Origin of the sequence: Pelagibius sp. Alg239-R121 (genome assembly GCF_947331435.1) — a bacterium.
GTDB lineage: Bacteria > Pseudomonadota > Alphaproteobacteria > Kiloniellales > Kiloniellaceae > Denitrobaculum.
Window position 1 is genome coordinate 48,644 of the sequence record NZ_CAMZOF010000009.1, and the last position, 24,207, is coordinate 72,850.

20 protein-coding genes are annotated in these 24,207 nt (G+C 56.1%); 13 read left to right on the forward strand and 7 right to left on the reverse strand.

What is annotated here, in order from left to right:
* Positions 1-51 precede the first annotated feature (51 nt).
* The 10 genes from QMZ18_RS26745 to QMZ18_RS37120 all read left to right on the forward strand — a co-directional run bounded on the left by QMZ18_RS26745 (position 52) and on the right by QMZ18_RS37120 (position 10,103).
* On the forward strand, positions 52-1,794 hold the full coding sequence (locus QMZ18_RS26745) for a portal protein (RefSeq protein WP_282609448.1): 1,743 nt from the start codon (positions 52-54) through the stop codon (positions 1,792-1,794).
* Complete coding sequence (locus tag QMZ18_RS26750) at positions 1,787-2,044, forward strand: hypothetical protein (RefSeq protein WP_282609449.1); 258 nt, start codon at positions 1,787-1,789, stop codon at positions 2,042-2,044. The genes QMZ18_RS26745 and QMZ18_RS26750 overlap by 8 nt, the downstream gene beginning before the upstream one ends.
* Positions 2,045-2,100: 56 nt before the next feature.
* Positions 2,101-2,973: a hypothetical protein gene (locus QMZ18_RS26755; protein ID WP_282609450.1), complete on the forward strand. Its 873-nt coding sequence runs from the start codon at positions 2,101-2,103 to the stop codon at positions 2,971-2,973.
* A complete protein-coding gene (locus QMZ18_RS26760) occupies positions 2,970-3,371 on the forward strand; it encodes a hypothetical protein (RefSeq protein ID WP_282609451.1) in 402 nt (133 codons plus the stop codon). The genes QMZ18_RS26755 and QMZ18_RS26760 overlap by 4 nt, the downstream gene beginning before the upstream one ends.
* 231 nt (positions 3,372-3,602) lie before the next feature.
* Complete coding sequence (locus tag QMZ18_RS26765) at positions 3,603-5,792, forward strand: hypothetical protein (RefSeq protein WP_282609452.1); 2,190 nt, start codon at positions 3,603-3,605, stop codon at positions 5,790-5,792.
* A gap of 527 nt (positions 5,793-6,319) precedes the next feature.
* Positions 6,320-6,817, forward strand: a complete 498-nt coding sequence (locus QMZ18_RS26770) for a hypothetical protein (RefSeq protein WP_282609453.1) — start codon at positions 6,320-6,322, stop codon at positions 6,815-6,817.
* Positions 6,818-7,223: 406 nt separating this feature from the next.
* Positions 7,224-7,769, forward strand: coding sequence for a hypothetical protein (locus QMZ18_RS26775; protein WP_282609454.1), 546 nt, complete (start codon positions 7,224-7,226; stop codon positions 7,767-7,769).
* Positions 7,770-8,079: 310 nt separating this feature from the next.
* Entirely contained in the window at positions 8,080-8,553 is a 474-nt protein-coding gene (locus QMZ18_RS26780) for an SMI1/KNR4 family protein (protein WP_282609455.1), read from the forward strand.
* A gap of 585 nt (positions 8,554-9,138) precedes the next feature.
* Positions 9,139-9,666: a hypothetical protein gene (locus QMZ18_RS26785; protein ID WP_282609456.1), complete on the forward strand. Its 528-nt coding sequence runs from the start codon at positions 9,139-9,141 to the stop codon at positions 9,664-9,666.
* 95 nt (positions 9,667-9,761) lie between these two features.
* On the forward strand, positions 9,762-10,103 hold the full coding sequence (locus QMZ18_RS37120) for a CPCC family cysteine-rich protein (RefSeq protein ID WP_367575961.1): 342 nt from the start codon (positions 9,762-9,764) through the stop codon (positions 10,101-10,103).
* A gap of 220 nt (positions 10,104-10,323) precedes the next feature.
* On the opposite strand, the gene QMZ18_RS26790 is transcribed toward QMZ18_RS37120, so the two are convergent.
* The 3 genes from QMZ18_RS26790 to QMZ18_RS26800 form a co-directional block, all read right to left on the reverse strand.
* Complete coding sequence (locus QMZ18_RS26790) at positions 10,324-11,031, reverse strand: hypothetical protein (RefSeq protein ID WP_282609457.1); 708 nt, start codon at positions 11,029-11,031, stop codon at positions 10,324-10,326.
* 238 nt (positions 11,032-11,269) lie between these two features.
* Positions 11,270-12,667: an adenylate/guanylate cyclase domain-containing protein gene (locus QMZ18_RS26795; RefSeq protein ID WP_282609458.1), complete on the reverse strand. Its 1,398-nt coding sequence runs from the start codon at positions 12,665-12,667 to the stop codon at positions 11,270-11,272.
* 573 nt (positions 12,668-13,240) lie between these two features.
* On the reverse strand, positions 13,241-13,990 hold the full coding sequence (locus QMZ18_RS26800; protein WP_282609459.1) for an SDR family oxidoreductase: 750 nt from the start codon (positions 13,988-13,990) through the stop codon (positions 13,241-13,243).
* A gap of 138 nt (positions 13,991-14,128) precedes the next feature.
* On the opposite strand from QMZ18_RS26800, the gene gcvA reads away from it, so the two are divergent.
* The gene (gene gcvA, locus QMZ18_RS26805; protein WP_282609460.1) at positions 14,129-15,007 is read left to right on the forward strand and encodes a transcriptional regulator GcvA; all 879 of its coding nucleotides are present in this window, start codon (positions 14,129-14,131) and stop codon (positions 15,005-15,007) included.
* 661 nt (positions 15,008-15,668) lie between these two features.
* Here gcvA and QMZ18_RS26810 read toward each other — a convergent pair.
* Positions 15,669-16,163 carry a GNAT family N-acetyltransferase gene (locus tag QMZ18_RS26810; protein WP_282609461.1) on the reverse strand — a complete coding sequence of 165 codons (495 nt, stop codon included), beginning with the start codon at positions 16,161-16,163 and terminating at the stop codon, positions 15,669-15,671.
* A 776-nt stretch (positions 16,164-16,939) separates the two neighbouring features.
* Between QMZ18_RS26810 and QMZ18_RS26815 the strand changes: the two genes are divergently transcribed.
* Complete coding sequence (locus QMZ18_RS26815) at positions 16,940-17,839, forward strand: branched-chain amino acid aminotransferase (protein WP_282609462.1); 900 nt, start codon at positions 16,940-16,942, stop codon at positions 17,837-17,839.
* A gap of 63 nt (positions 17,840-17,902) precedes the next feature.
* Here the strand turns inward: QMZ18_RS26815 and QMZ18_RS26820 are convergent, their stop codons facing one another.
* The 3 genes from QMZ18_RS26820 to QMZ18_RS26830 form a co-directional block, all read right to left on the reverse strand.
* Complete coding sequence (locus QMZ18_RS26820; protein ID WP_282609463.1) at positions 17,903-18,751, reverse strand: hypothetical protein; 849 nt, start codon at positions 18,749-18,751, stop codon at positions 17,903-17,905.
* Between the two features lie 143 nt (positions 18,752-18,894).
* Positions 18,895-21,912 carry an ankyrin repeat domain-containing protein gene (locus QMZ18_RS26825; protein WP_282609464.1) on the reverse strand — a complete coding sequence of 1,006 codons (3,018 nt, stop codon included), beginning with the start codon at positions 21,910-21,912 and terminating at the stop codon, positions 18,895-18,897.
* A gap of 414 nt (positions 21,913-22,326) precedes the next feature.
* Positions 22,327-22,866, reverse strand: a complete 540-nt coding sequence (locus QMZ18_RS26830; RefSeq protein WP_282609465.1) for an OmpA family protein — start codon at positions 22,864-22,866, stop codon at positions 22,327-22,329.
* A 457-nt stretch (positions 22,867-23,323) separates the two neighbouring features.
* On the opposite strand from QMZ18_RS26830, the gene QMZ18_RS26835 reads away from it, so the two are divergent.
* Positions 23,324-24,205 carry a phage capsid protein gene (locus QMZ18_RS26835; RefSeq protein WP_282609466.1) on the forward strand — a complete coding sequence of 294 codons (882 nt, stop codon included), beginning with the start codon at positions 23,324-23,326 and terminating at the stop codon, positions 24,203-24,205.
* Positions 24,206-24,207: the final 2 nt, after the last annotated feature.

Genomic DNA, 24,207 nt, shown 5'->3' on the forward strand with positions numbered 1-24,207 from the left:
ATTGAAGTTTTTTTTGCCTCTCTTTTGGCGACCTGTACAAGGACTCCATCCATGCACGACACTCGCGTACCAGATACTCCGGCGGACGATCTGATTCGCCGCCATGAAGAGCTCGCCGCGGCGCGGGCCACCTGGGAAAATCACTGGCGGGAGATCGCGGAGCGTATTCTGCCGCGCCAGGATTCCTTTCAGACCAAATGGTCCCCCGGAGCCAAGCGCAACGAAAAGATCTTCGATTCCACGGCACCGATCGCATTGGAACGCTTCGCGGCGGCAATGGAATCGATGCTCACGCCCCGCGCCCAGCGCTGGCACCGCCTACGGGCATCCGATCAAAGGCTCAATGAAGCGGACGGGGTGCGCGACTGGTTCCGGCGGGTTGAAGACATCCTCTTTGCCGCACGCTACAGCCCGCGGGCCAACTACGCCAGCCAGCAGCATGAAACCTACATGAGCCTGGGCGCCTTCGGCACCGGCGTGCTCTTTATCGGCGAAGAGGTGGGACGCGGCCTGCGCTACAAGTCGATCCATCTCTCGGACTGCTGTTTTGCTGAAGACGCGAACGGCCGCATCGATACGGTCTTTCGCACCTACCGTCTCTCCGCCCGCCAGGCGGCGCAACGCTGGCCGGAGAAGACCCTGCCGCGCGGCATCTTGCGGGCGCTGGAAAAAGAGCCCGAGCGGCGCTTCGACTTTCTGCATGCGGTGGTGCCGCGCGGTGAGCTCAAAGCCGGAAAGGCAGATGCCAAGAACCTGCCATTCGCGTCCTATCACATTGCGATGGAAGCGCGGTCCGTCCTGCAGGTGGGGGGCTTCGAACAGTTCCCCTACGCGGTCTCGCGTTATGTTACCGCGCCGAACGAAGTCTATGGGCGCTCGCCGGCCATGGCGGTGCTGCCCGATATCAAAATGCTCAACGAGATGAGCAAGACCATCATCCGTGCGGCGCATAAGACGGTGGACCCGCCGGTGCTGATTCATGACGACGGAATCCTGGGCGGCCGTCCGGACCTGCGCCCCAACGCCATCAACTACGGCGGGGTCGACAGCTCCGGCCGGCCCTTGATGCAGCCCTTTCAGAACAACGCGCGGGTCGACATCGGACTGGACATGATGAACCAGCGCCGCGAGGTCATTAACGACGCCTTTCTGGTCAGCCTGTTTCAGATTCTGGTCCGGGGACCGGCCATGACCGCGACCGAAGTTTTGGAACGCGCCCAGGAGAAGGGCGTGCTGCTGGGGCCGACCATCGGTCGCCAGCAGTCGGAATCCCTGGGGCCCATGATCGAGCGGGAGATTGCAATCCTGGCCCGCGCCGATGCCCTGCCGGCGATGCCGCCGGCGCTCGAGGAGGCCGGAGGCGATTATGAAATTCTCTACGACTCCCCGCTGACCCGAGCCCAGCGCGCAGAGGAGGGCTTGGGCGTCATGCGGGCGCTGGAAATCGCCGGTGCCATGGCGGCGGCCGATCCAACCATCTTCGACAACTTCGATTCCGATGCTGTCGCGAAGATCGCGGTCGAGGTCCACGGCGTCGAACATATTCTGCGCAAGAAAGACGATGTGGAAGCCCTGCGCGGTCAACGCGCGCAACAGGAGGCCATGATGCAAACCCTGGCCGCCGGGCCACAGGTCGCGGATACGGTCAGCAAGCTGTCCGGCATCGAAGGTGCTGGGACGGGCCTGGAAGCCGTGCTGGCGCAGGTGGCGGGCGGTGCCCCGCCTGGGAACCCGGGTGGCGGCGGTCCTGGCTTGCCCGAAGTCGCCAGTGACGGAGGGGCGCGGAATGCGTGAGATCTTTGCCCGCTTGCTTCGCCGCCGCCGTTTGGCCTACCGGCGCACCTTCGGCAGCCGCGACGGTCAGGCGGTGCTCGCCGACCTGCGTAATTTCTGCTGTGCGACGCGGCCGAGTTTCCAGCCCGGCGACACCCACGCGACCGCCCTGCGCGAGGGCCGGCGGGAGGTCTGGCTGCGCCTGCAGATGCACCTCAACATGACCGATAAGCAGATCTGGCAGCTGGACTCCGACAACGTGCCCGAATGACTTGGGCGCCGTTGGCACTGAGGACGGCTTAGTGAACATAAAGAGAGGAAGACGGAATGCCGCAAGAGACGACGGAGGGATCGAGACCGCCCAACACGGCGGGCTCCGAGCAGGACAGGGACCGGGGAACTGGCGGTTCTGGAACGCCGGCAGAAGCACCGGGCGGATCGCCTGCGCAAGAGCCTGCGGACTGGACCGAGGGACTGAACGACGAACAGCGTGCCCTGCTTGCGACCAAAGGCTGGAAGGCGCCGGGCGCGGTTCTGGAGTCCTACCGCCATCTCGAGAAGCTGATCGGGCGCGACAAGATCGCAATCCCCAAGGACGGTGACGGAGAAGCCTGGAACGCGGTTTTCGACCGCCTGGGCCGCCCGGAGTCTGCCGAGGGGTACGAGATCGCAGTGCCCGAGGGTGTGGAGCGCGATGCAGCGTTTGAAGAGCAGATGCGCGAGCTGTTCCACAGCGCCGGCCTCACCAAGACGCAGGTGGCGGCGCTGTCCGAAGGCTGGCATGGCTATCTGGGCGGCGAGACGGCGCGCGGCGAACAACTGCGGATCGAACGGGCCGCCCGTGACGAGGAGGCCCTGCGGTCCGAATGGGGCGGCAGCTTCGACCGCAACATGGAACAGGCCCGGCGTGCGGCGCGGCGCTTCGGTGACGCGGAGACCATCGACGGTCTGGAAGAGGCGGTCGGACGCGCGGCCGTCTTTAAAATGTTCGCGCGTATCGGGTCCGCCATGGCCGAGGACGATCTGCAGGGCGAGGCCAGCGAGAGCTTTTCCCAACCGGGCTCGGTCCGCGCACAGATCACGGCCTTGAAGGCGGATCCGGCCTTCCGGGAGGCCTGGCTCGAACATTCCCACCCTGGCCACCCGCAGGCCGTTGCCCGCATGGCTGCCTTAACTGAAAAACTGGAGATCCTGTCATGAATGGAGTGAAACCCGATACGGGACCGGTTGCCTGTTCCCCTGCCGAAAAGGACCGCTTGATGGCGGAACATCAGCGAGAGGATTTGCGGCTCGATTGTCTGCGGCTCGCCCTTCAACGCCAGGGGGCGCGCGACAGCCGGGACCTGCTTGAGATCGCGGAGGAGTATTTCGGCTGGGTGACGGCGGAGAGCCGGCGTGAGGTGCGACATCTGACCGAGATTCCCACCAAGATCCCCACCAAGATCCCCACCAAGATCCCCAGTGAAGCTGGTGCGCCTGACTGGAACAGCGCCAAGGGTGGGCTTTCGGCGACGCTCTCGCTTGGAACGAAGGCTTCGCCGCCTGTCGGCAGACCCAAGCGTGCGGCACGTCGCGTACATCCGGCACCCAAGCTCTAAAGATGGAATGATCGCCATTTTCGTGTGAGCAGGGCCGTTATGGCCGGGTTTTGAAACCGCACACCACGACCTGACAGACGTTTTCGGCAGGCCTCCTTTTGAGGTCTTTTTTTATGCGCCACGCCTTCCGGTTTTCGCCGGGCTGCGTGGCGTTTTCCTTTTGAAAATTGCTCACCCTGCCGGACGGCGGTTTCCGTCCTCCGGCTTCTCTACAACAACGCGAGGAGTTTCATGCCGCGCTTTCCTGTTCAGCCGCAGCGGACCACGGCGCCCGCTGCTTTTTCTACCGCGCCCCGAGCACATGCCGCTGACTTTGGTGGCGGCGTTGGCCGGGAACTGGCCGGACTTGGTGCCGGCGTCGCCGATCTGGGCGCGGCGCTCGAAGTTCGCGATCAACGCCGGGAGCGTCAGGTGATGCAGGCCGTGTCGCGCCTGGATGTCGATGTGGCCAGGCAACGCGCCGAGAGCGATGCGCAGGCACCGCCGGAGGAGGATAGCGACAGCCGGATCAAACGGCAGCAGGCCGTCTTTGAAGCCAGTGCGGCGGCACTGGTACAGAGCTACGAAGGGCAGAGCCTGCAGGCACAGTTGAGTGAGCGCATCGACGCGCGGCGCAGGGCCTGGACCCGCAGGCTTGTGGAGGGAGAGGCCAGCCGCCGTCTGCACAAGGATCTTCAGGATGTGCAGGCAGTTGTGTCGAGTTGGCAGGAGCGCATTGCCGCCGATGCGTCTCAGTTCAATACAGCGTCCCTTGAACTTTTAGGTGACGGAGTCAGCGACGATGAAGGTCATGACAAGCAGGGTGATGGGCAAGCCGGTCTGCTGGGTGGACTCGGTTTACGGCCCGAGGCCCTGGCCGCCTGGAGAGAGCACACGCTGAAGCAACTGCTCGATGCGCGGATGGCTGGTGATCCGGGCGGTGTATTGGTCGATCTGGAAGCCGGAAGCTGGCCGGAAACACTCCCGGAGGCGCGCCGCAGCGCGCTACAGGAAGATGCGCGCGAGGCGTTGGCCCGGCAGCAGACGGCAGAGCGGATCGACCGCAGCCGGCAGGGCGCGCACAAGAGTCTCAAGCTCTCGCAGGATATCGCAGAAGGCAAGGCCGGCCAGGCCGAGGTCCGGCGGGCGGAAGAGGATGGAGCTCTTTCCACACCGCAGGCTGAAGCCCTGCGCAGCGAAGTGGCGCAAGCGGCGGCCGCGGCACAGGAACGGCAGGCGGCGCAGGACGAACTCGGGGTTTCCCTGAACAACGGGGCCGGCTTCGATGCGGGCAATCCGCAGAACCGGGCCGCCGCGGATGATTTCTACGAGAGGGTCTTCAGTGCGGCGGTTCGGGAGGGGGCGGAGGACGCGCCCGTCGCGCAGGTCGTCTCGGCGGTCAAAAGGACCGGTTATCTGCCGAAGGGCCTGGCACGCGATGTGACGGCGTTGCTGCAGGGCCGTGACGAAGCCGGGCAGGTCGCAGGTGCGGAGCTCTACGGCCAACTGCTCGCGGCGGCACCGGAGCTTGTTAAGAACGCGATCGATCTCGAGGCGCGGGCGCGGGGCGGGGTTCTCAAGCGCTGGCTAGATGCCGGCCTCGATCCTGCCGATGCCTTGCAGCGCACAGAGGCGGAGCTGCCGCGCGACGGGACGGTCCGGTTCGTCGACGACCAAGAGATGGCCGTTCTGCAGAGGGATCTGCGCGCGTTGTTCATTGGCAAGCAGCCGGATCGGCATGTCGGCCGGATCCTCGGCTTGCTCGAAGATAATTACCTGGGCGATCTGGCCCGGGGTCTGAACACGCGACAAGCCCGGGCGCAGCTAAGGCATGACGTCGGCGGGATGGTGAGCAGGGTCAGCCTGCTGAGAACCATCTTGGAAACAAGAGCACGGCAGTCCGACGCTGCCGATGGGGTGAACGCTGAAGGAGCTTCGCTTTTGCAGCCTGCTGGATTCTTTTCCAAGGGATTCAGTAATTCTGCCGGAAAGGGCGGTTTGCGAGGAACTAGCGGGTTTTATGGGCCCTTTGGAAATCCGCTCGACGACGAACTCGCCGGTGCCACCACGCAGTTATTGCAGAAAGAAAGCTCAAACTTGGTTGGTCGCTTGGATGAAACCTATCGCGAAAGCAATAAGGAGCTTTCGCGGTTACGCGCCCGGCTGTTTCCGCCATATGCCGCGTTTTTCTTCGGCGATGCCCTTCTGTCGATTGGCGACGGCACCGAGTATCTCGGGAAGATCGTCGAAGAGGACAATGAGAACGACATCCGTAGAATTGAAATTCAGCATGACGAGCTTGGTCGCGTTACGGTCCGCCAGCAGTACGACATCACGACAGAGAGATATTTCAACATTGACGCCACTTTTTACGACCCCGACCAGCGTAATGACACCACCGAAACGTTTCCGAATAGTCGATTCTTTGTGCCGTCTCCTTAAGGGGGGACGCAATAAAGTTCGCCTTTATTTCCGCAGTCAGGGAGCGAGTTTAACCCGGAGGGGTTTGGGGCGCAGGGCGTTCCGGATTTACCAATCACTACGGCTGGTGACCCTCCGGGCCCTAACACACTTACTGACCAACCAGAAGGCTTCGCGCCCATAGGTCCGAACGGGCCCATCAAGACATCATTTCCTGACCAGAGTCAGGATCTCAACGTTCCAATAATTCTCCTAAGCGAAGGGGGGTATCGCAATGCGAAGAGTGGTGATCTTTCGGCTGATGGAACATTTAGTTGGTGGCACCCTGGGCGCCATACAACAAATAAGACGTTGAGGAAGCGGTATGCACAAGATAAAGGAATCGTATGGCCTACGGATCCTGATACGGGTTTTTTCAAGATGTTTCCCATACAATAGCGCTGGCTGATGGAGGTACTGACTATTTTGAAGTCATTGAGCCTATGACTCGGAAAGATCACATCGAGGAGGGCGATTTTGTGCGTTGGCAGAAGTTGAAGGAGAAGTAGATGGCACGTCCGCAAATCGATGAAGCGACGGTGTTTTCATTAGAAGAGGCGCCGAAGCTTCTTGAAAAAGAAGATTTCGAATTTTTCGATGATCTGGTCAATCGGTCTCGCGAGTATTTGGAGGCATTTCGCTGGTGCGATCGTGTAGTCAGTGTCCGTGTTGGGATTTTCGACCCGGGAGTGTTGGGAGTTTTTTTGTTGGAGATTGAAACCAGCCGACCCGATGTGGATGAGCTCATCTGGGTCATTATGGGAGATTTGCCTCCTGCTTATATTGCGGAGCAAAATCCTGGGAGTTGCCCGAATGCGGCCTGTGCGTTGGATGGATATGTTCGAGCAATGATGGATTGGGTGGAAGCAGTCGAGGAGGGGCGTTCTGTTGCAAAGTTGATTCCCGTCAATGCCCCGCCAACAAAAGAGTGGGCCAAGTATCTTAGAGTAAGACTCGAGTTTATCGAGCAAAGTATCTTAACCGACTACAAAGAATTTTTAACATAAATGAGGCAGTTGCGGTAACACCCTACGGCAAAGGATACACACGTTATTGCCGACAGTTTTTTCGCGTTTCTCGACATGCTCTATGAGGTTGAATACGACGACTGAAGCTGCCGTGAGGATTTGGCCCGCAGCGCAAAACTTCAACAGAGCTCTATAGATTCCAATCGAGAGAATACGCGCTGTTGAATTTCATGTTTCCTCCTCTCGAAGGAACCTTCCGCGTACCAAATGGTTGTTCGGAGGGTGGCTGGAAACCACGTTAACCTCGATACATCTCCCAATGATGATACTACCCTGTATTGTAAAAATGTTTTGACTCAGTGATGCTTTTTAAACAAAATGTTCATGACATGTTCCTAAAATCACAGTCCAATCGTGTGCCGGCGTAACTCTTGGACGTAGAAATTTGATCGCTGGAGCAAGGGAGTGTCAGGTGCCGCACAAGGTTGATTTTGACTTGGTTTTCGAAGCGGATGATTTTCGCAATCGCTTTCTCGACGGGAGGGAAGATCATGAGGGCTTCGATGCAATCGAAAAAGAGGCGCGAAATTTCCTGACGACCTATACTTGGTGTCCGCCGGTCGAAGGCGTTTATGTTGGGTGTTACTGCCCGCCAGTTGTTGCCGTTTTCGCCTATAAAGTGGAAAAATCGCCACCGATCGGGATAGACTCAACGGACATATTGGAGTGGATTTGGGTGGTGGCCGGCGATTTGCCTCCAGCCTATCTTATCAATGAGGAAATCACAGATGCTTTGGTCGCGCTCGCTGGGTACACAGCTGTCGCCTCAGATTGGGTCAAGGCGGTCGAAGGAGGGGATACGGTCGATGATTTCGTCTACTTCGATTTGCCTGCCGATAAGGAACACGCAGCGATGCTCCGCCCGCGGATCGATCTTCTGAAGCAACATTTTCTCTACGTTGAACGTCCTCCACTTTTCCCAGGCATCTGAAGAGGAAATGGTCGCTTAATCCAAACAAAGAGCATCGGTATAGAGCACGACTATTACGCTGTTTGTCGAGCTCGATATCGTGATTTTTCGATTTTGGGCACACAAATGCGGTGTCCCGAAAGACATCAAAAAGAAACTGGTCACAGCAGATAGCGCTTGCATATGGAGGTGCGCGCTGGTCGAGACTTGTCAATTCTTCGGCCGGCAACTTTTCGAGAATATTGTTGTTCAGCGGTTCCTGAGAGTGTGCTTGGTGTCGAACTGGCAGGAACGTGTGGCAGCCAATCCGTCTTTCTGAAGGGGAAAAATCATGACGGTCGAGATCGTTAAGAGAGGTCCTGTATTAACGGAAGAAAAGTTGGCGAACTTCGAAAACAACAACCAGTTGAAACTCCCTGAAGATTACAAGAGTTTTATGTTGCAGTATAACGGCGGAAAGCCGGTGCCCTGCGATTTTCCGTTGATTGGACACAGGGAAGAATCAAGTGATGTTGTCGTATTTTATGGTGTGGATTATGAGCTCAAAGCGTTGGAGCTTCAGAAGAACTTTGATTCTATCATTGGATATTTTGCTGATCCGGCTTTCGACAAATTTTTCCCAATCGCAAACGACAGTTTTAACGATCTGATTTGTCTCGACCTGTCTGACGAACACTATGGTGCCGTAGTGTTCATCGACCGGGTGCCGATGTGGAAAGATTACACGGCAAAGGAAATTTACGTTATTGCCGACAGTTTTTCCGCGTTTCTCGACATGCTCTATGAGGTTGAATACGACGATTAGATTTGCCGTGACGATTTGGCCGGCAACGCAAAACGTCAACAGAGTTCTATAGATTTCAATCGAGAAAATACGCGTTGTTGAATTTCATGTTTCCTCCATTGTTCATAGGGCTTCCAAACAAACAATGTTTGGTTGGCGAGCGGTTGGAAGCGGCAATGACCTCATAGCGCTCCCAAAGGGTGTTGCTACTCATTATTGAAAAAACATTTTGACTCAGAAAAATTCTTCACATTAAATGTTCATGAAATGTTCTTATTTGGTTTTGGGAAGTTCCCAGACCTGAAGCCTCCTGCCGGTAGGAGTTGCTGGTGGGGAGCAACCACGGCGACAGCGGACAGTATCGACTTCGATCTGATGGTCCGGCAGTGAGCAATTCGGAAGTGTTTTTTGACGCCGTTGTTTGCGGAAGCAAAGGGCTGCTGCCGATGACGAAAACCGGCCCGGATGCCAGGTGAAAATTGATAAGTGGAGACAATGAGACCGTGGAGCTGGTTTGGGTGGGAAAAGATGTAAGGGATTGCTTGTTCACTGTTGGACGGCAAATCCGAACTTGCCGTGTCCGGTCTTTTGAAGGGGACATCTAAGGTGAGGCAAATTATCGATGAAACTAAGGTGTTTCCATTGGAAGAAGCGCCAGACAAGCTGCCAAAAGAGGACCTTGCGTACTTTAACGATTTGGTCGATCGATCGCGAAAGTACTTGGAGTCCTTTCGCTGGTGTGATCGCGTGGTCGAGATCAGAGTGGGGTTCTTCGTCGAAGAATTGTTGGGTGTTTTTTTGCTGGAAATCGAAACAAGCCGCGTCGACGTCGACGAGTTGATTTGGGTGGTGATGGGGGATTTGCCTCCTGCTTACATTGGTGATCCAGAGCCCGGTGCCTGTCCAAACGCAATCTGCGCATTGAGCGAATACGTCGGTGCGATGTTCGAATGGGTGGAAGCGGTTGAGAAAGGACGGTCGGTTGAAAACCTGATTCGTGTGAATGCGGCTCCGACGAAAGAATATGCCGAGATGCTGCGCTGGCGGCTGGAGCATATCGAAGAAAACATTCTTCCTGACTTCAAAGAGCTAATCGACCAGACGGCGGTGCCGGAGGAGATACCGAAGCCGTGACAGCTGCGGCCACTGGTCTCTGCGCGGCTGGAGAGCCGACCGGTCGCTGCAGATGAATGTCTTTCGAGAATGACAACTGGTAAATAAGGGCTGATTTGGAGAAACCACTGAAAGACGATTTTAAACGTTACCCCTGTCTTTGTTGTGGTTACATGAGAAGGTGGTTCGAAGAGCACGGCACCTATGATCTTTGTGAGATCTGCGGTTGGGGCGATGATCATCTTCAGTCCCAGGGTCCAGATAGAACAGGCTGTGCGAACAAAATGAGCTTGAACCAGGCCAGGGCGAGTTACGCCGAATATGGTGCGAAATCTCAAGAGGCTCTGGTGCGGGTGCGTAAACCGTTGCCGGGGAGGTGCCCAAGTCGTGAGGGATGCGAATGGGGTGTGTTATGGCCGGCTTGGTTTGGGACGGGAAATGAGGCTTCCGGCCTCTGACCGATGTGAGTATGCGCGACGTCACGCAAATTATGCCGGGTTAATATTTTTTCCGGTATAACTCTAAGAATTTTATGACGCGCTATCCTGGCAAGCCATCGGTTTGAGGTGCCTGCCGATAGCCTCCCGCGGGCAAGATCGCTTTCCATCGCAAGAGCTGACGTTCCGAATTTTCACGCCAATGGCTGCTGTGCGGGTGCGGATTCAACAGGTCGCCGCATCAAACCACGAGGACTTCACTCGCGGGTTTGGTGAGAACTTTGCTGGTTACAATTTGATATAACCAGCCAGCAACATCGTAGTGTGCAGGCAAGGAAGTCTTTGACAATTGACGCTCTGACATAAAGTCGCAAACGGCCATGATCACCGATGACAAAATAACAGTCTTTGTTCGTTCTAACTCGTCGGCGATAGATTTCAACTTGGTTTCAATTTCCTCAACATCAGCCTTGGCACTACCGTCTGAAAATCTTTCACGAAAAAAAGCCAAGGCTTCAAACTCCTCGGTTTGTTCGGACTCCAGTTCATGTAGTCTTTCAATCTGCGAACTGTCAGCCAAAAGCATTTCTCGTTGAAACCTCCGAACAAGATCCAGCACATCGTCAGCACCTTCTACACCCATTTCGAAGGGGGAGATTTGACGAAACTTTGCAAAAACCACTTCGTTTGCAGGGCGGTCAAACACTTCATCCAACGTCTTTGTTATGCCTTCAATCGCGTCCAACTGCTGCCGATTTGCCTTCGTTACATTAGATATCGCTTCATCAATGCGTCCCTGATTTTTAGAGGCTATTGCTGATGCGATGAGTGCGCCGAGGCTGTCTTTTTCAACGACAGTAACCAAGCCTTCTTCTGCCTTTTCGAGATGAACTGGAGGCAAAGCACTCTCGCTCAGCTGTTTACGAATTATTTCGACAATCTGAGTCATCGGGCACACCTGTCGAATTCAATCTGTCTCGCTCATAAGTCACATAAACAACCGGACGTGGCAACTATGGGCGCACTCCAGACCTTCATCTCTCCCAGCGCCGGTGACGGATATGCTGGACAAGCAGATCATCCGACAAAGCATCCAAGATATCGGGGCGCGAATGGACATGGTTGCTGTCGATCTTACGCGAGCGGTTTGGTTTCAGAATTCGCCGTTCTTACTGAAGTCAAATCTCTTAGTCTTTGAGGCCAATGCACCAAACGGTAATTCTTTGGTCAAAGCCGCGGGCCTCCTGATCGTCATGGCGTACCAAATCGGCGGTGGCCCGATCCTCCAATGAAACGTCCGCCGCGGCACGTCTGATCAAGGCGTCGCTTGCAGCGAGCCGGACGCCAAGCTTTCGGGTCATCGCCTCGATCCGGCTTGCCATATTGACGGTGTTGCCGATCACTGCGAACTCGAGCCGATTGGCCCCGATGTCGCCCAGCACAACAGGTCCAAAATCCAACCCTATGCTGACGTTAATCTCATCCTTGCCCTCAAGCTGGCGTTCGGCGTTCCAGGCGTCTGCGGAGGCGAGCATTGCACGCGCGGCCAAGAGCGCATTCTTTGCGTCGTCGGGCCCCGCAACCGGCGTCCCGAATGTCGCCATGAGACCGTCACCGAGATACTTATCCAGCGTGCCGTTGTAGCGAAATACCTCACCCTCCATCCGCGCGTGAAAGGCGCGCAGAGTTTCGATCACCGCCTCTGGATCCTCGCCCGACGCGTAGCGTGTAAAGCCCACAATATCGACGAACATAACGGCGATTTCCTGCTTGCGGACCTGCTTGAGAGGTTCGTCGTTATGACTGAGCTGCTCAACGACGTTGGGAGAGAAGTAGCGCGCGAGGTTGGCCCGTTCCCGGGCGGCTTCCGCCTGCCGCAACACCAGGCTGCTCGACCGCTTTACCGAGACCGCAAGAATGCCCGCAACCATCAGAAAGACGACGATTTCCTGTATCCTGATGTCCCACTGCATCCGTGTCGGGTCGTAGAGTTCCCTTAATCGAGGCATGCCGGCATAAAGTGTGTCGAGCACCTGCGCTATCCCGGGGTCGCTTTCGGTCATTTGCCACAGAACGACCGCGGAGGCGGCCCAGAGTAACCCAGTCCAGACGCCTACCGCGATAAGCGTGCGCCAGCTATATGCGAGGGTGGCTCCGGCCAGGAGAACGAAGAAGTAGATAAAGACGTTGAATTCATAAGGGACGGGGGCCGGCCAGGTTTCGGTATTAAAGGGTGGTGTAACCACGCATGTGGCTGTCATCAGGGCGAGATCCGCGAAGAGGAGCACCAGTTCCGCGCCGGACCGGCCGACCTTGGCAATCCTTTGCTGGACGAGACCGTTCAGGATAAAGAGCAATGCAATCCCCTGATAGAAGAGCAGCATCGGCCAAGGACTGATAAAGATGAGCATGACGATGATTATGCTCATCGCGATGGTGCGCGCTTTCACGGCGAGGTCCATGCCCTCGCGCTTGTGACGCACCAATGCCGCCTCCACGTGACGGTTTCCTGGCGCATGCTCAGGCGCAGGCGTAAAGCCCGGAATTTCCGGTCTGGACAAAGAAGGCGAAAAAAGGTCCGACATCGAATGCTCCACATTGCGAAAGCGGCTATGGGAGCGTAGGCACAATTATCTCATAGGCTCAACCTCGACAGCGAAAGTGTCGACGAGCGGACGGTCATTCATCTGCGGAGTTCAGCCACCATCCAGTGATATTCAAGGGAGTGGCACAGAGCGGAAGTTCGTTGCGCCTTCAACCAATGACAGCTGAGCGGACAAAGCGGAGATTTTGCTTGATCCAACCCATGTCTGCTAATTCGTCTTGCCCCGTTTCAGTGGACAGATTGAAAATGTCTTCTCGAATTGCGTTAAATCTTTAGCTGATTATTCAAAACCGATGACCTTTGAATTAATAGGAAAAAGTGCAATCGTCTTTTGGCTGAAGGTCGTCAGATATAACAGTTTTCATAGAGAAGTGTTAAACATGACGATCGCCGAGGTAACTCATTGTTGTTAAAGATAGAATGTTGCTGCGAGGTTTCGGGGTTCCTGCTTAACGTTCTTAGTAATAGTGTTAAATGGCTGCTTTCAGAGGTCTTGCGGTCATTGATCCAAGCCACGTCGCACGGTCAAAAATAGCCAAAGACAGACCTCGCCTCAACGGACGGCGCGGTTCATGCCGCCATCGGAGAGGATTGATTGACCGTTGATGTATCTTGCTTGATGGGAAGCAAGGAAGACACAAGCTTGACCGATTTCCTCGAAGGTGGCCGAACGCTGTGCCGGGATGGATTTGCGAGCAAACTCCGAGAGGTTCACGTTCTCGCAGAAGCCCGGCAGGAGATTGTTCATGCGGATGTTATGTCTGGCATAGCGGTCTCCAAAGAGCTTGGAGAACGAATGCAGGGCGGCGCGGAGCATACTCATAGGATAAGGTGCGCGCGGCTCAATGGTGTTCATTGAAGAGATGTTCACGAGGGCGCCGCCGCCTTGCTCAATCATGATCGGCGTGACAATCCGAGCAAGCTTCACGACGTTCAAGACATACATGTCGAGGCTTTCGTGCCACAACTCGTCTGGCAGTTCGAGCAGGGGGCCATCGAAGTCGGGATCAAAGCCGACGGTCTTGATGGCTTCTGGCACAGACCCGCCATGGCCCATGTTGCTGACGACGGCATCGATACGTCCGTACTCACTCATGGTGTCGTCCACCATCGCCTGCAAGTCCTCAGTGTCGAGAACCGAGCCGCTGCGGCCTATGCCACCCAATTCCTTTGCCAGCTCAATGCTCCTCTTCGATGGCGACATGAGGGAGACCCTGTAACCGGCCTTTGCCATTTCGATGGCGCAGCCCCGGCCAATCCCCTGACCGGTTCCGGTCATCAGTGCGACTTTGATTTCAGGCATGTTTCGGCTCCTATCGTCTGATCAATTGCGCTGATCGGCCTTGCTGTGAGAAAATAGAACAATATTTGGAAAATACGGCCTGGAAATCGACCATTAAAGCGACATTTTCGAACACGGCTATCAGGAAAACTCATAGCAATGAATGAAGTCCATCACCTCCGAGCGCTGCAAGCCTTCGACACGGCGGCGACCCATTCAAGCCTCAGCAGGGCGGCTGAAACCTTGGGGGTAACCCATGGCGCAGTGAGCCGACAGATCAAGCAACTCGAAACCTACCTCGGTGTTCATTTGCTGCATCGGCGTCCCAACGGCGTTGAAAAGACAGACGCAGGAGAGCAACTGCATAAGGCGACTCGACAAGCCTTTGCGGCGCTTCAGACGGGCATCAGGAGCGTCAAGCGGGCGCAGGACAGACGTGCGATCACGATCTCCTTGTCGGCGTCGCTGGCCACCAAATGGTTGGTCCCGAGACTGCCCGCCTTTCGAACGAAACATCCCGGCATTGCCCTCTACCTCGATACCAACGACGAGGTGATTGACTTCGACGACAGCGACGTGGATGTGGCCTTGCGCTATGGCGTTCCTGATTGGCCAAACTTGCACTACGAGCGTCTCGTGGACGAGCAGCTGGTGGTGGTGGCTTCACCTGCCTTGGTCGCAGGCGAGGACCTGCCGATGACACCTGCCGCAATCTCAGGCCTTCCCCTGCTACATGATCAATTCGATCCGGCGTGGGGAAAATGGGCCAATGCAGTCGGGTTGGATCAGTCCCTAGTGGAAGCTGCAGACCTGAAATATCGGGACTCGGCTGTCCTGATCACCGCTGCGATTGATGGCCAGGGCGTTGCTTTGGCAAGACGGCTTCTTGTGCAGGACGATCTGGGGGCCGGGCGCGTCGTCAGGTTGGATACGACGACCATATCGCCGGACCGTGAGCTTTACTTTGTCTGTCGTGCCGGAGATGAAGAAAGAGTGCTGATTCGGTCGTTCAGAAACTGGCTCTTATCTCTGTGCTAAGCACAAAAGCGATAACGCCAACAAGATGTCCCGATGTCCGCGTCGGGTCAAAATTACCCTAATCGGTAATTCTCATTGAGGGTTCGCTGACAGGTAAATAGCGGAACTTCCCGGCCTCTGTCGGCTTGCTGGTGGGCGAATTCCTTACGGTCGGCGCTCCGCTCAACGAGAACCGCCATTAGGATGCTCGGAAAGCGCGAAAATCGGGGCTTTCCGGCTTAAGCCAGTTACCAATAGTGTTAAATCCAACGGCCAACCATTGACCCGTATTAGTGCATAGCCGACATCAAACAGCCTCTGGCTAAGGTATGAGAAGGGGCTCTTACCAGCCATTAGCTGCCCTACCTTATCAATGGCAGCTTTCGATGTTTTCCGAAATTGGGTCAGATATGTGACGTGAAGGTCAAAGCCATCTGGCGCTCCACAACTGGGCCAAAATTATTGCGACGAGAAGTGTGACCCGGATGAGAGACAAGGGTCCCCACAAGGTAGAACAGAAAAGATGAAATGAACTTGGCTCAAATACCCGATTAGAGAAACGTGGATTCAGTGTATGCGGACCAACAGCTATTGATCGCGGTCGGCTTTACCAATGTCACATCATGTCTATTCAACCGCACCCAAATTCTGCTTACCCCTCAAAGCATCCGGGACAAAATCCTCAAAAGTGCCGGTAAACCAGGTGTGGTCCTTGCTCCACCAACTCTATTGTTTGCTCGTATTTTGCGCCAAGCTTCAGCGCTAAGTTTTGAGACGGAATATTGGCAGGGTCTATGTAACTCACCAGCGACGGTGACTTGAGTGTTTCGCGTGCGTAGCTGATACATTCCGCGGCGGCCTCTTCAGCAAAACCTCTTCGTTGCTGTCGGTCATCAACCCAATAGCCCAACTCCAGTTCCGGCCAGTCCAGAGATCTCCAAAGTCCGACACATCCGACAAATGTTCTGTTGCCGAGTTCTTCGACAGCCCAGTATCCAAAGCCGTTCAAATGCCAGTGCCCAACCTGCAGAGCCAGGTGTCGCCACGCATCATCAGCGTTCTTCAGTCCGCCGAAGTACCGGGATCTATCCTGATCAGAGAAAAACCGAGTGTAAGGCTCGATGTCTTCCGCTCTCCACTGTCTCAGAAAAAGCCGATCAGTTCGTAATTCTTGCATTTAGAACCTCGTCGCAGCCGCGTCCTAGGTTATGTCCGGAAAAAATGAGCGACCCTGTACGACGGGTCCAATTTGATTGTTAGTGCATGGTCGGTCTGGTTGCCATTGCAATTTTGTTTCCGTGTCGGGAGAGCAATAACCCAATCCTCCTGTACGATCCTACCGCCTTCCACAATTCACCCTTTTCAAGCTAAGTTTCCCCTGAAGCCAGTCGGTAAATCGCGTTTCTGGGAGCTGGTGCCGTAGGGGGCAAGATCCTACGCCAAGGGGGCCGACATTTGTTCACAGCGCAGCATAGGGCAGTAAGGGATCTTCCGTGATATCCGACAAAACTGGTTGATGACCGCTCTCGGCAGGTTTTGAGACCCAATGACGAAGCCATCTGTCCTTAAGTGAAAAGTCCTGTGACCTATTACATTAAGATTAGATCAGTGGGGTTCCACCAGTGTCTTGACTGGGGACAAGTCTTATCCCCAGCCCATTGACTTATAACAGCAAATTTGCGAATTTTGCTGCGGGCCAATAGGTCCGGATCCCGCAGCGGTACAGCCCGGCGCGGGAATTTTTTTGCCTTGTTTCGGGATTGACCTGGTTTCGGGATTGACCTGGCTTCGGGACGGGCAGGGTGGCAGTGGCTAGCCACGAACTTCGAAACGCATGTCTGTACGCATATCTGTGTTGCAGTAAAAACATGTCAGTAATACTGACCTATTAAGTATGATTGTTGCTGTCGAGAAGATCACAGTGAAACAATCATATGGAGGGTGGGACAGATCATGGCAAATATTCCTTTTGACCAACGTGAGGGGTCGATCTGGCTGAATGGGGCGGTGGTGCCCTGGAGCGATGCCCGGGTGCATGTGCTGACTCATGGTCTGCATTACGCCAGCAGCGTTTTTGAGGGCGAACGCTTCTATGGCGGGCGTGTTTTCAAACTGAAGGAACATGGCGAACGCCTCGTTAACTCCTGCCGGATCATGGGCATGGACTGCCCTTACAGCGTTGCCGAACTGAACCAGGCCGCGGAAGCGACGGTTAAGGCGACCGGATTGTCGGAAGGGTATCTGCGACGGGTGATCTGGCGGGGCAGCGAGATGATGGGGGTCGCGGCGCAGTCGAATAAGATCAATGTCGCCATGGCGGCCTGGGACTGGCCCAGCTACTTCTCGCCCGACGCTTTGGAGAAGGGCCTGCGGCTGGCCATTTCGGACTGGCGCCGGCCCGCGCCGGACTGTGCGCCGATCGAAGCCAAGGCTGCCGGACTCTACATGATCTGCACGCTTTCCAAGCATGCGGCGGAACAGGCCGGCTTCAACGATTCACTGATGTTCGACTATCGCGGGCTCGTGGCCGAGGCGACCGGCGCCAACGTTTTTTTCGTCAAGGACGGCGCGCTACACACGCCGACGCCGGATTGCTTTCTGAACGGCATCACGCGGCAGACCGTGATGGAATTGGCGCGGCGCCGTGGCATTCAGATCTTCGAGCGGGCAATTGCGCCCGAAGAACTGGAGGGTTTCGAGCAGTGCTTTCTGACCGGCAGTGCCGCGGAGATCAGTCCCGTCTCCGAGATTGGGCCCTATCAGTTCGAGATCGGAGAGATGACCAAGCAAATCCTGCGCGACTACCATCACGAAGTCTATCGCGTGCCGAACAGCCGGAGCGCCGTTGCATGATCGCGGACGATGCGCCGAAGTTGGAATGCGGCACGAGCTGCGGGTGCCCCGACGGCCTCGAAGTCAGTCGAACAGCCCCTTAATGGCCTTGCCGGCAGCTTCGGCGCCTTCGCCAATGGCTTCGCCGGCCTGTTCAGCGCCTTCGCCGATGGCCTCGCCGACATCGCTGGCCGTTTCGCCAGTCTGTTCCGCAGCACCCTCGATGGCGTCGCCAGCGCTGCTTGCCGCATCCTCAACGCCTCTGCGAATGCCGTCCAGGTTGATGTCCGCAACGGCAGAGGTAATGCCGCCGCCTACGGCAGCAAGGGTTTGTTCGACGATGTCGGCCGGACTTGCGCCGGCGCCTTCTTCACCGACGTCGGTGAGGTGGATGTCAGGCAGGGGAACGGAGAGCTGTTGATCCAGTAAGCCGGTGGCGCCAACGCTGACCGTTCCGTCGCGCAGGTAGAGGTTCTTAATGATGAACGAAGGGGTGTCGCCGCTGTCCGATTTAACTTCGCTACCTTGCTGGGATTCAACGTTTTTGCGGATGGTGTCGATGTTCGTACCCTTTTCGCCGAGCTCGTAAAGAACCCGCGGTTTTTCGATCACGACCTCGTTGATGACGATAACGTCGCTGGCGAGTGTCGTGAGATCGACCTTGATGGCGACCCGGTCGAATGCGAAGGCATCGTTCTCTCCGAAGCCGCTCGGATTGGTCATGTGCAAGCCGTGCAGGCTGCCTTTTCCGTCCGTCAGTGAGAGTTTGACGTCGTCCAGCCGGACGGTGGTTTGAGTGAGGTCGGAACCGATTTTCTCGACCGCGGCCTTCACAACCGATTCGATCGATGGGAAAACGAAAGTCGCGACAATGAACCACACAACAGCAATGACGGCGACAATACTGCCGCCAATAGTGAGAACTCGCTTCATCAGATTACGTCCCTATTCCGTCCGGTTGCCCGCCCCGCCGAAAGAAGATGAAAACGGGAGAATCACACAATTGCAATGCCAAATTTGATCCGGCGCCAAAGCGAGGACAGGAGTATTGCAATCTGTCGGAAGTGCGAATGGACTCAGTCGAGCAAAAGTGCGGTTGCCCGATGCCCCTGTTGCGACGCGACCAGTAACGCGGTTTCGCCAGAGGGTGTCTGATAGCCGGCATTGGCGCCGTGCTCCAATAGAACCTGGACTGTAGCACTGTGACCGTTCCAGGCGGCGTTCATCAATGCGGTCCAGCCCTGACTATTGATCGCGTCGACACGACCGCCTTTTTCGAGTAGGGCACTAACCGTAGCCCGATGGCCGTTCCAGGCCGCATACATCAGGGCGTTCCAGCCTTCTTCGCTGGTCTTTTCGATCTCTGCGCCGCCTGCGAGCAACACTGAAATCAGACGCGTGTCTCCGTTCCAGGCAGCTGCAATCAACGGGGAGCGTCCCAAACTATTGGGTTTGTTGACATCAGCACCGCGTTCGAGGAGGAGTTTGGTGGTGGCCTCGTCACCGTTGATGGCAGCGGTCAACAGGGCGGTCTGTTTGTTGACGTTTTGAGCGTCGGGCGATATGCCCGCATCGATCAAAAGTCCGGTAATTTCAAGGTTCCTGGCTTCGACAGCGCGCAGCAAGCTGCGTTCGCTGATCTCTATTCCGAGAGTCTTCAAGCGAGCGCGAGCCGCCTCACTGCTGTCGACCTCGGGCGTGGCCTCCACGACCTTGGTCTTCTTGCTCCGGCCAGATTGGATCTCTTCGATCCGCTCTGCGATGCCCATGTGATCCGGGACAACGGCAAGCGCCTTTTTATAGTATCGCAGCGCCTTTGTTCTATTGCCGTTGTTCTCTTCGGTTTCCGCCCAATCCAGATAGCGCGCAGCGATCCGTTTGACGCCCGCAGCGGCCTTGGGATGATCGGGGGTCGCGTCGAGTATCTGCATATAGATATCATACGCATTGTTTCCGGCCGGGGTGGTCAGGAGATCCTTGAGATAAAGGCGCCGTGCCTTGTGGAGAAGCAATGCAACGGCCCGGTCGCTGTAAGTTCTCTTCGGTGCCTTCTCTGCGCCGGCCTGGCCGGTGTCCGGATCTTCATTCGCCAAGGGAATGTAGGCCGGGGTGGTCGCGACCTGTTCCAGCGATGAGGCGGTGTTCTGCCCGCTTGCCACCGCAGCGTCGTTCGAAAGTGCACTTACGTCGCGGATATAATCGAGGGATCCGTCGGTTGCAGAGGTGCCAGTTGTTGAAGGGTTCAACTTCGCACTGGCGACGTCTCCGGCCTGTTCTGACGTGGGCAAAGGCGTATCAGCATCGCTTGACTGGGATAGGGGCGCTTGTCCGTCTGTCTTGTGCGCATCCGTCGACTTGGACTGCTCCAGCGCGGCCGCCTGCAGAAGCGTCTGGTCTTTAGGTGATGGGTCACTATCGGAGACGGTTGTTGCAATGCCGCTTTGCGCGCTGTCGTTTGAAGCCAGATCCAGCGTGTTTGTGCCGGTGACGCTCCGCAATCCCGTATCGGGCCCGCTGGCCGGTGCGCGCGCCAGGGACAAATCGCGCTCAAGATCAGCAACCTGCTTGCGCGTTACGTCCAGGGTGCGCTGCATCTGCTCATGCTCAAACTTAAGCTGTGAGAGTTCGAGGGTCAGGTCGTTGCGCTCTTCGGTCAGGTTGCCAACAAGCTTCTTAAGGTAATCGCGGTTTGAAACCGTGGTTTTGAGGTCGAGGCTCAACTGGGCAACCTTGCGGCGCAATTCCGAAAGTTTGGTGAGGTTTCGACCGGAGGATTTCTTGCTGGCCGACTGTTGTTTGCTTGCCGTGGCGGCTCCAGAGTTGGCAGTTGCAGATGCAACGCGTTGTTCTTTACCGCCATCATCAAGTGTTGGAAGGTAGGCAAGCGAAGCGGCAAAGGCGGCAACGAGAACCAGGCCGCCGGCAATCCAAGCGTGCCTACGCCGGAGTGCTGGCCTTTTATCTTCCAATTGAGACTGCGTGCCTGAAAAGAGTGAGCTTCCTCCGGATTTAATCAGACTTGCCGAGCGCGAGGCATATTTCCAGGCCTTTGCAAGAGCAACCAGGGCCAATACACCAAATTTTTCGAACGTAATACGGCTCCATCGGATCAGCTGCCGGCCGAGGCCTCGGATACTCCGGCTAAAGACAGTGCCGATTGACTGAACCCGCGCCACTGCCGCTGCTACAGACGGACGGCCTGAAGCGGCTGAGGCGCTCACTTTGGCGGCAAGCTGTTTGAACGGATTGGAGCCAGCTGTGTTGGATGGGGCAGGTGTTTCGTCTTCCAGCCATGCCGAACGTGAGGTTTGCCGGATGATTTCCCGCGTGACGACCTGCGTCTTCTGTCTGTAGGCGATCTCCAGGGCTTTATCACAAACCTTGTTAATATCGCTGGGGCGTCCGGATGTCGTTTGCACGATTTCCCTGATCGCGCCTTCCGAGAAGATATCGGAGCGCATACTGCCGGCGACCCGGATCTGATGGTCGATGAAGGAAGCGATTTCGGCAGACGGCAGCCGGTCCAGCTGAGCCTGTGCGCCAACCATTCTGGATACGGCAGACAGTGCCGGGTCAGTGAGTTTGTCTATTAACTCCAGGGATCCGGAGAGAACCGCCTGTAGCTGATTGCTGCCGTCATCCGACTTCAACAGAAGGGGAAGCGCGTTTAGGGTCTCGTGCGGCAGATTTTGGGCGTCATCGATAAAGAGGACGCAGCCACGTTCCTGCTCCATGAGAACCTTGAGGTGATCACGCAATCGGTAAATTTCAGCCTCGATTGAAATACGCGGTTGCCCGACGTCGATGACACCAAGTTTATCGAGCAGACTTCCAATGAAATCCTGCAGGCTGAGATTTGAGTTTTGCAGATAGATAAAGTGAACCGTCTCGTCGAGGTCCTGCGCCAGACGCGTGAGCAGTGTCGTCTTGCCGGTACCAGCAGCGCCCGTCAGAAGTGACAGGCCGCGCTGCTCATCGATCGCATCCAGCAGGCTGCAATGGGCATCCAGAAATACTGCGTTTGTATAAAAGAAACCGGAGTCAGGCGTTATTTTGAACGGCGGTTTCTTGAACCCAAAGTACTGGGAGTACATGCCTCGCAACCTTCATCAACACTCAACTGTTAGCGTAACTGTGCTTTCGCTGGAGCAAGTAATACGTTATTTGGCCAAAGCCGGTATTGGACGGTAATTTACGAAAAATCGAGTGTCATTGTTGTGACAAATGAGGATTTTCAAAATATTAGACGGGGTTTTTGGCGTGATGTTTTCTCCAAACAGCGTTGATATAGGGAATAACTGAGAAAAAATCGAACGGCATCAGAAGATATTAACGCGATACCTAAGAACAAAATTCTTGTTACGGGAGTCGAGTAAGGAAAACAACAACCCTGCGGAGTCATTTTGTTAAGCTATTGTGCCTGCTGCCGCTGCTTAATACAGAAGTTTTTGCTGATTTTCGGAGGCGTGCAGCTTGATCGGCCAGGAATGAGAAGGGCGACGTGTGGTCTAAGGCTGCGAATGAATGACAATATCGACCCGCCGGTTACTGGCCTGACCCTCGAGATCGGGGGTGCCGTCGGGATTGGTATTGGACGCAATTGGGCGGGTTTCGCCGTAGCCAACGATTGTAATGCGATCGGCACGAACTTGATTGAAAACGAGTTCCTGGCCAACGACTTCCGCGCGTTCGGTAGATAGCTTCAAGTTATAGCTCTCGCGGCCAACGGAATCCGTATGCCCTTCGATGGTCAATACACGGGTATCGTACTCGGCATCATTGACTATGGACGCCAGTTTTTGCAGGAGGGAGCGGGCAGCCGGGGTCAGCGAGGTGCTGTTGGGGGCGAAGGACACGCCGGCAAGCTCAACCACCAGGCCGCGCTCGTTAAGCTCTGCGGGCAGTCTTGCCGAAGTAAGCTGATTCTGAAGTAGCTCGTCGCTCGACAGTTTTATCGGCTCGGGCGCGGCAGTCTGCTCTTCTTGGGGAGCGGTTTGGCAGGCAGTGATGGCAAACGCGAACAACAAAACCAACAGTCTAGGCTTCACGACTCAGTACTCCGTGCTGCGAGTCCGTCCAAGGATCATTCCCATGAATAGCCTGTTTATCTCATTTGTAAAAAAAAATATCGGTCCAGTGTGTTGGATTGGGTTCAATGGCCTTGCATAGCGGGCATTCCAGGTTGGGATTTTTAGGCGGTTGCGCCGGAGAACTGGAAGCCGCAAAAGCATGCAAGCAAACTTTATTAAGAGGTAGGATAAAATCTGTGGCGGTGGAGAATGTGGTGCGTATCGCTTTCTTTCCGATTTAACAGGTTCCTTGCGGACAGCTTGGACAGACAGCCGCCTCAACAGGCGTAAAAAGTAAGGGAAGGTCCAAACGGATCTCCGGTGCCCGGATCAACCGCTGACTTTTGGTGGTTGCGTATCCTTGTGTACTGGCCGAGATCCGCCTCGGGGCAACCTCTCCGGCAATCATCCCATTGCAAGATTGTTGGAGGACTTAATGTCCGATCAAATACCGGTTTTCAATTATCAATCCTACAGCACGGGCGTCGAGTTGCTTGCGCAACAAATGTCCAGCCAGACCCGGCAGGCGGTTCGAGAGGAGTCGATGTCCGGAAAACGGCATGCCTTCGATCAGGTCGGCGCCGTGCGAATGAAAAAGAAGGAGGGACGGGCCACCGATATTCCACTGGTCAACACCCCCCACGCGAAACGTTGGGTCACCGCGCAGGATTTTTACATCCGCGACTTCGTCGACGAGTTCGACAAGTTGAAAATTCTGAACGATCCGACGAACGCCTATACCCAGGCCTTTGCTGCCGCAGCATCGCGAGAGCTCGATAAGGCCGTCATCGATGCTGCCTTGGGCACAGCCTACATCGGTGAAGACGGCACCGAGTCCGTCGCGCTGCCCAACGGGCAGAAGGTTGCAGCCGGCGGCACCGGCTTTACGCTGGAAAAACTGCAGGAGGCGTCGGAGCGGCTCAAGGCGGCAAATGCCCTGATGCCCGGCGATACCTGTCACGTCTTCTGGACTGCGCGCCAGGAACGCGAGTTCATCAACACCAATCAGGTCAGTTCGGTGGACTTCAACCGCGAACGGGTCCTGCCGGACGGCACCGTCAAGTATTTCTACGGCTGCCATTTCCATCTGCTCGAGGACGACGCTGAGATTGGGCATCTGCTTCCGAAAAACGGCTCCGTCCGGTCCTGCGCCATGTTTCTGCGGTCAGGGGTCAACCTGGGCACTTGGAAGGCGCCTTATGGGCGGGTCGCCTGGATCGACGAGCGTGAATCCTATCAGGTGATGGCGGGCATGAGCATTGGGGCCGTGCGGATGCAGGACAGCAAAGTCATCGAAATTGCCGTAGAGGAGAGCTGAAT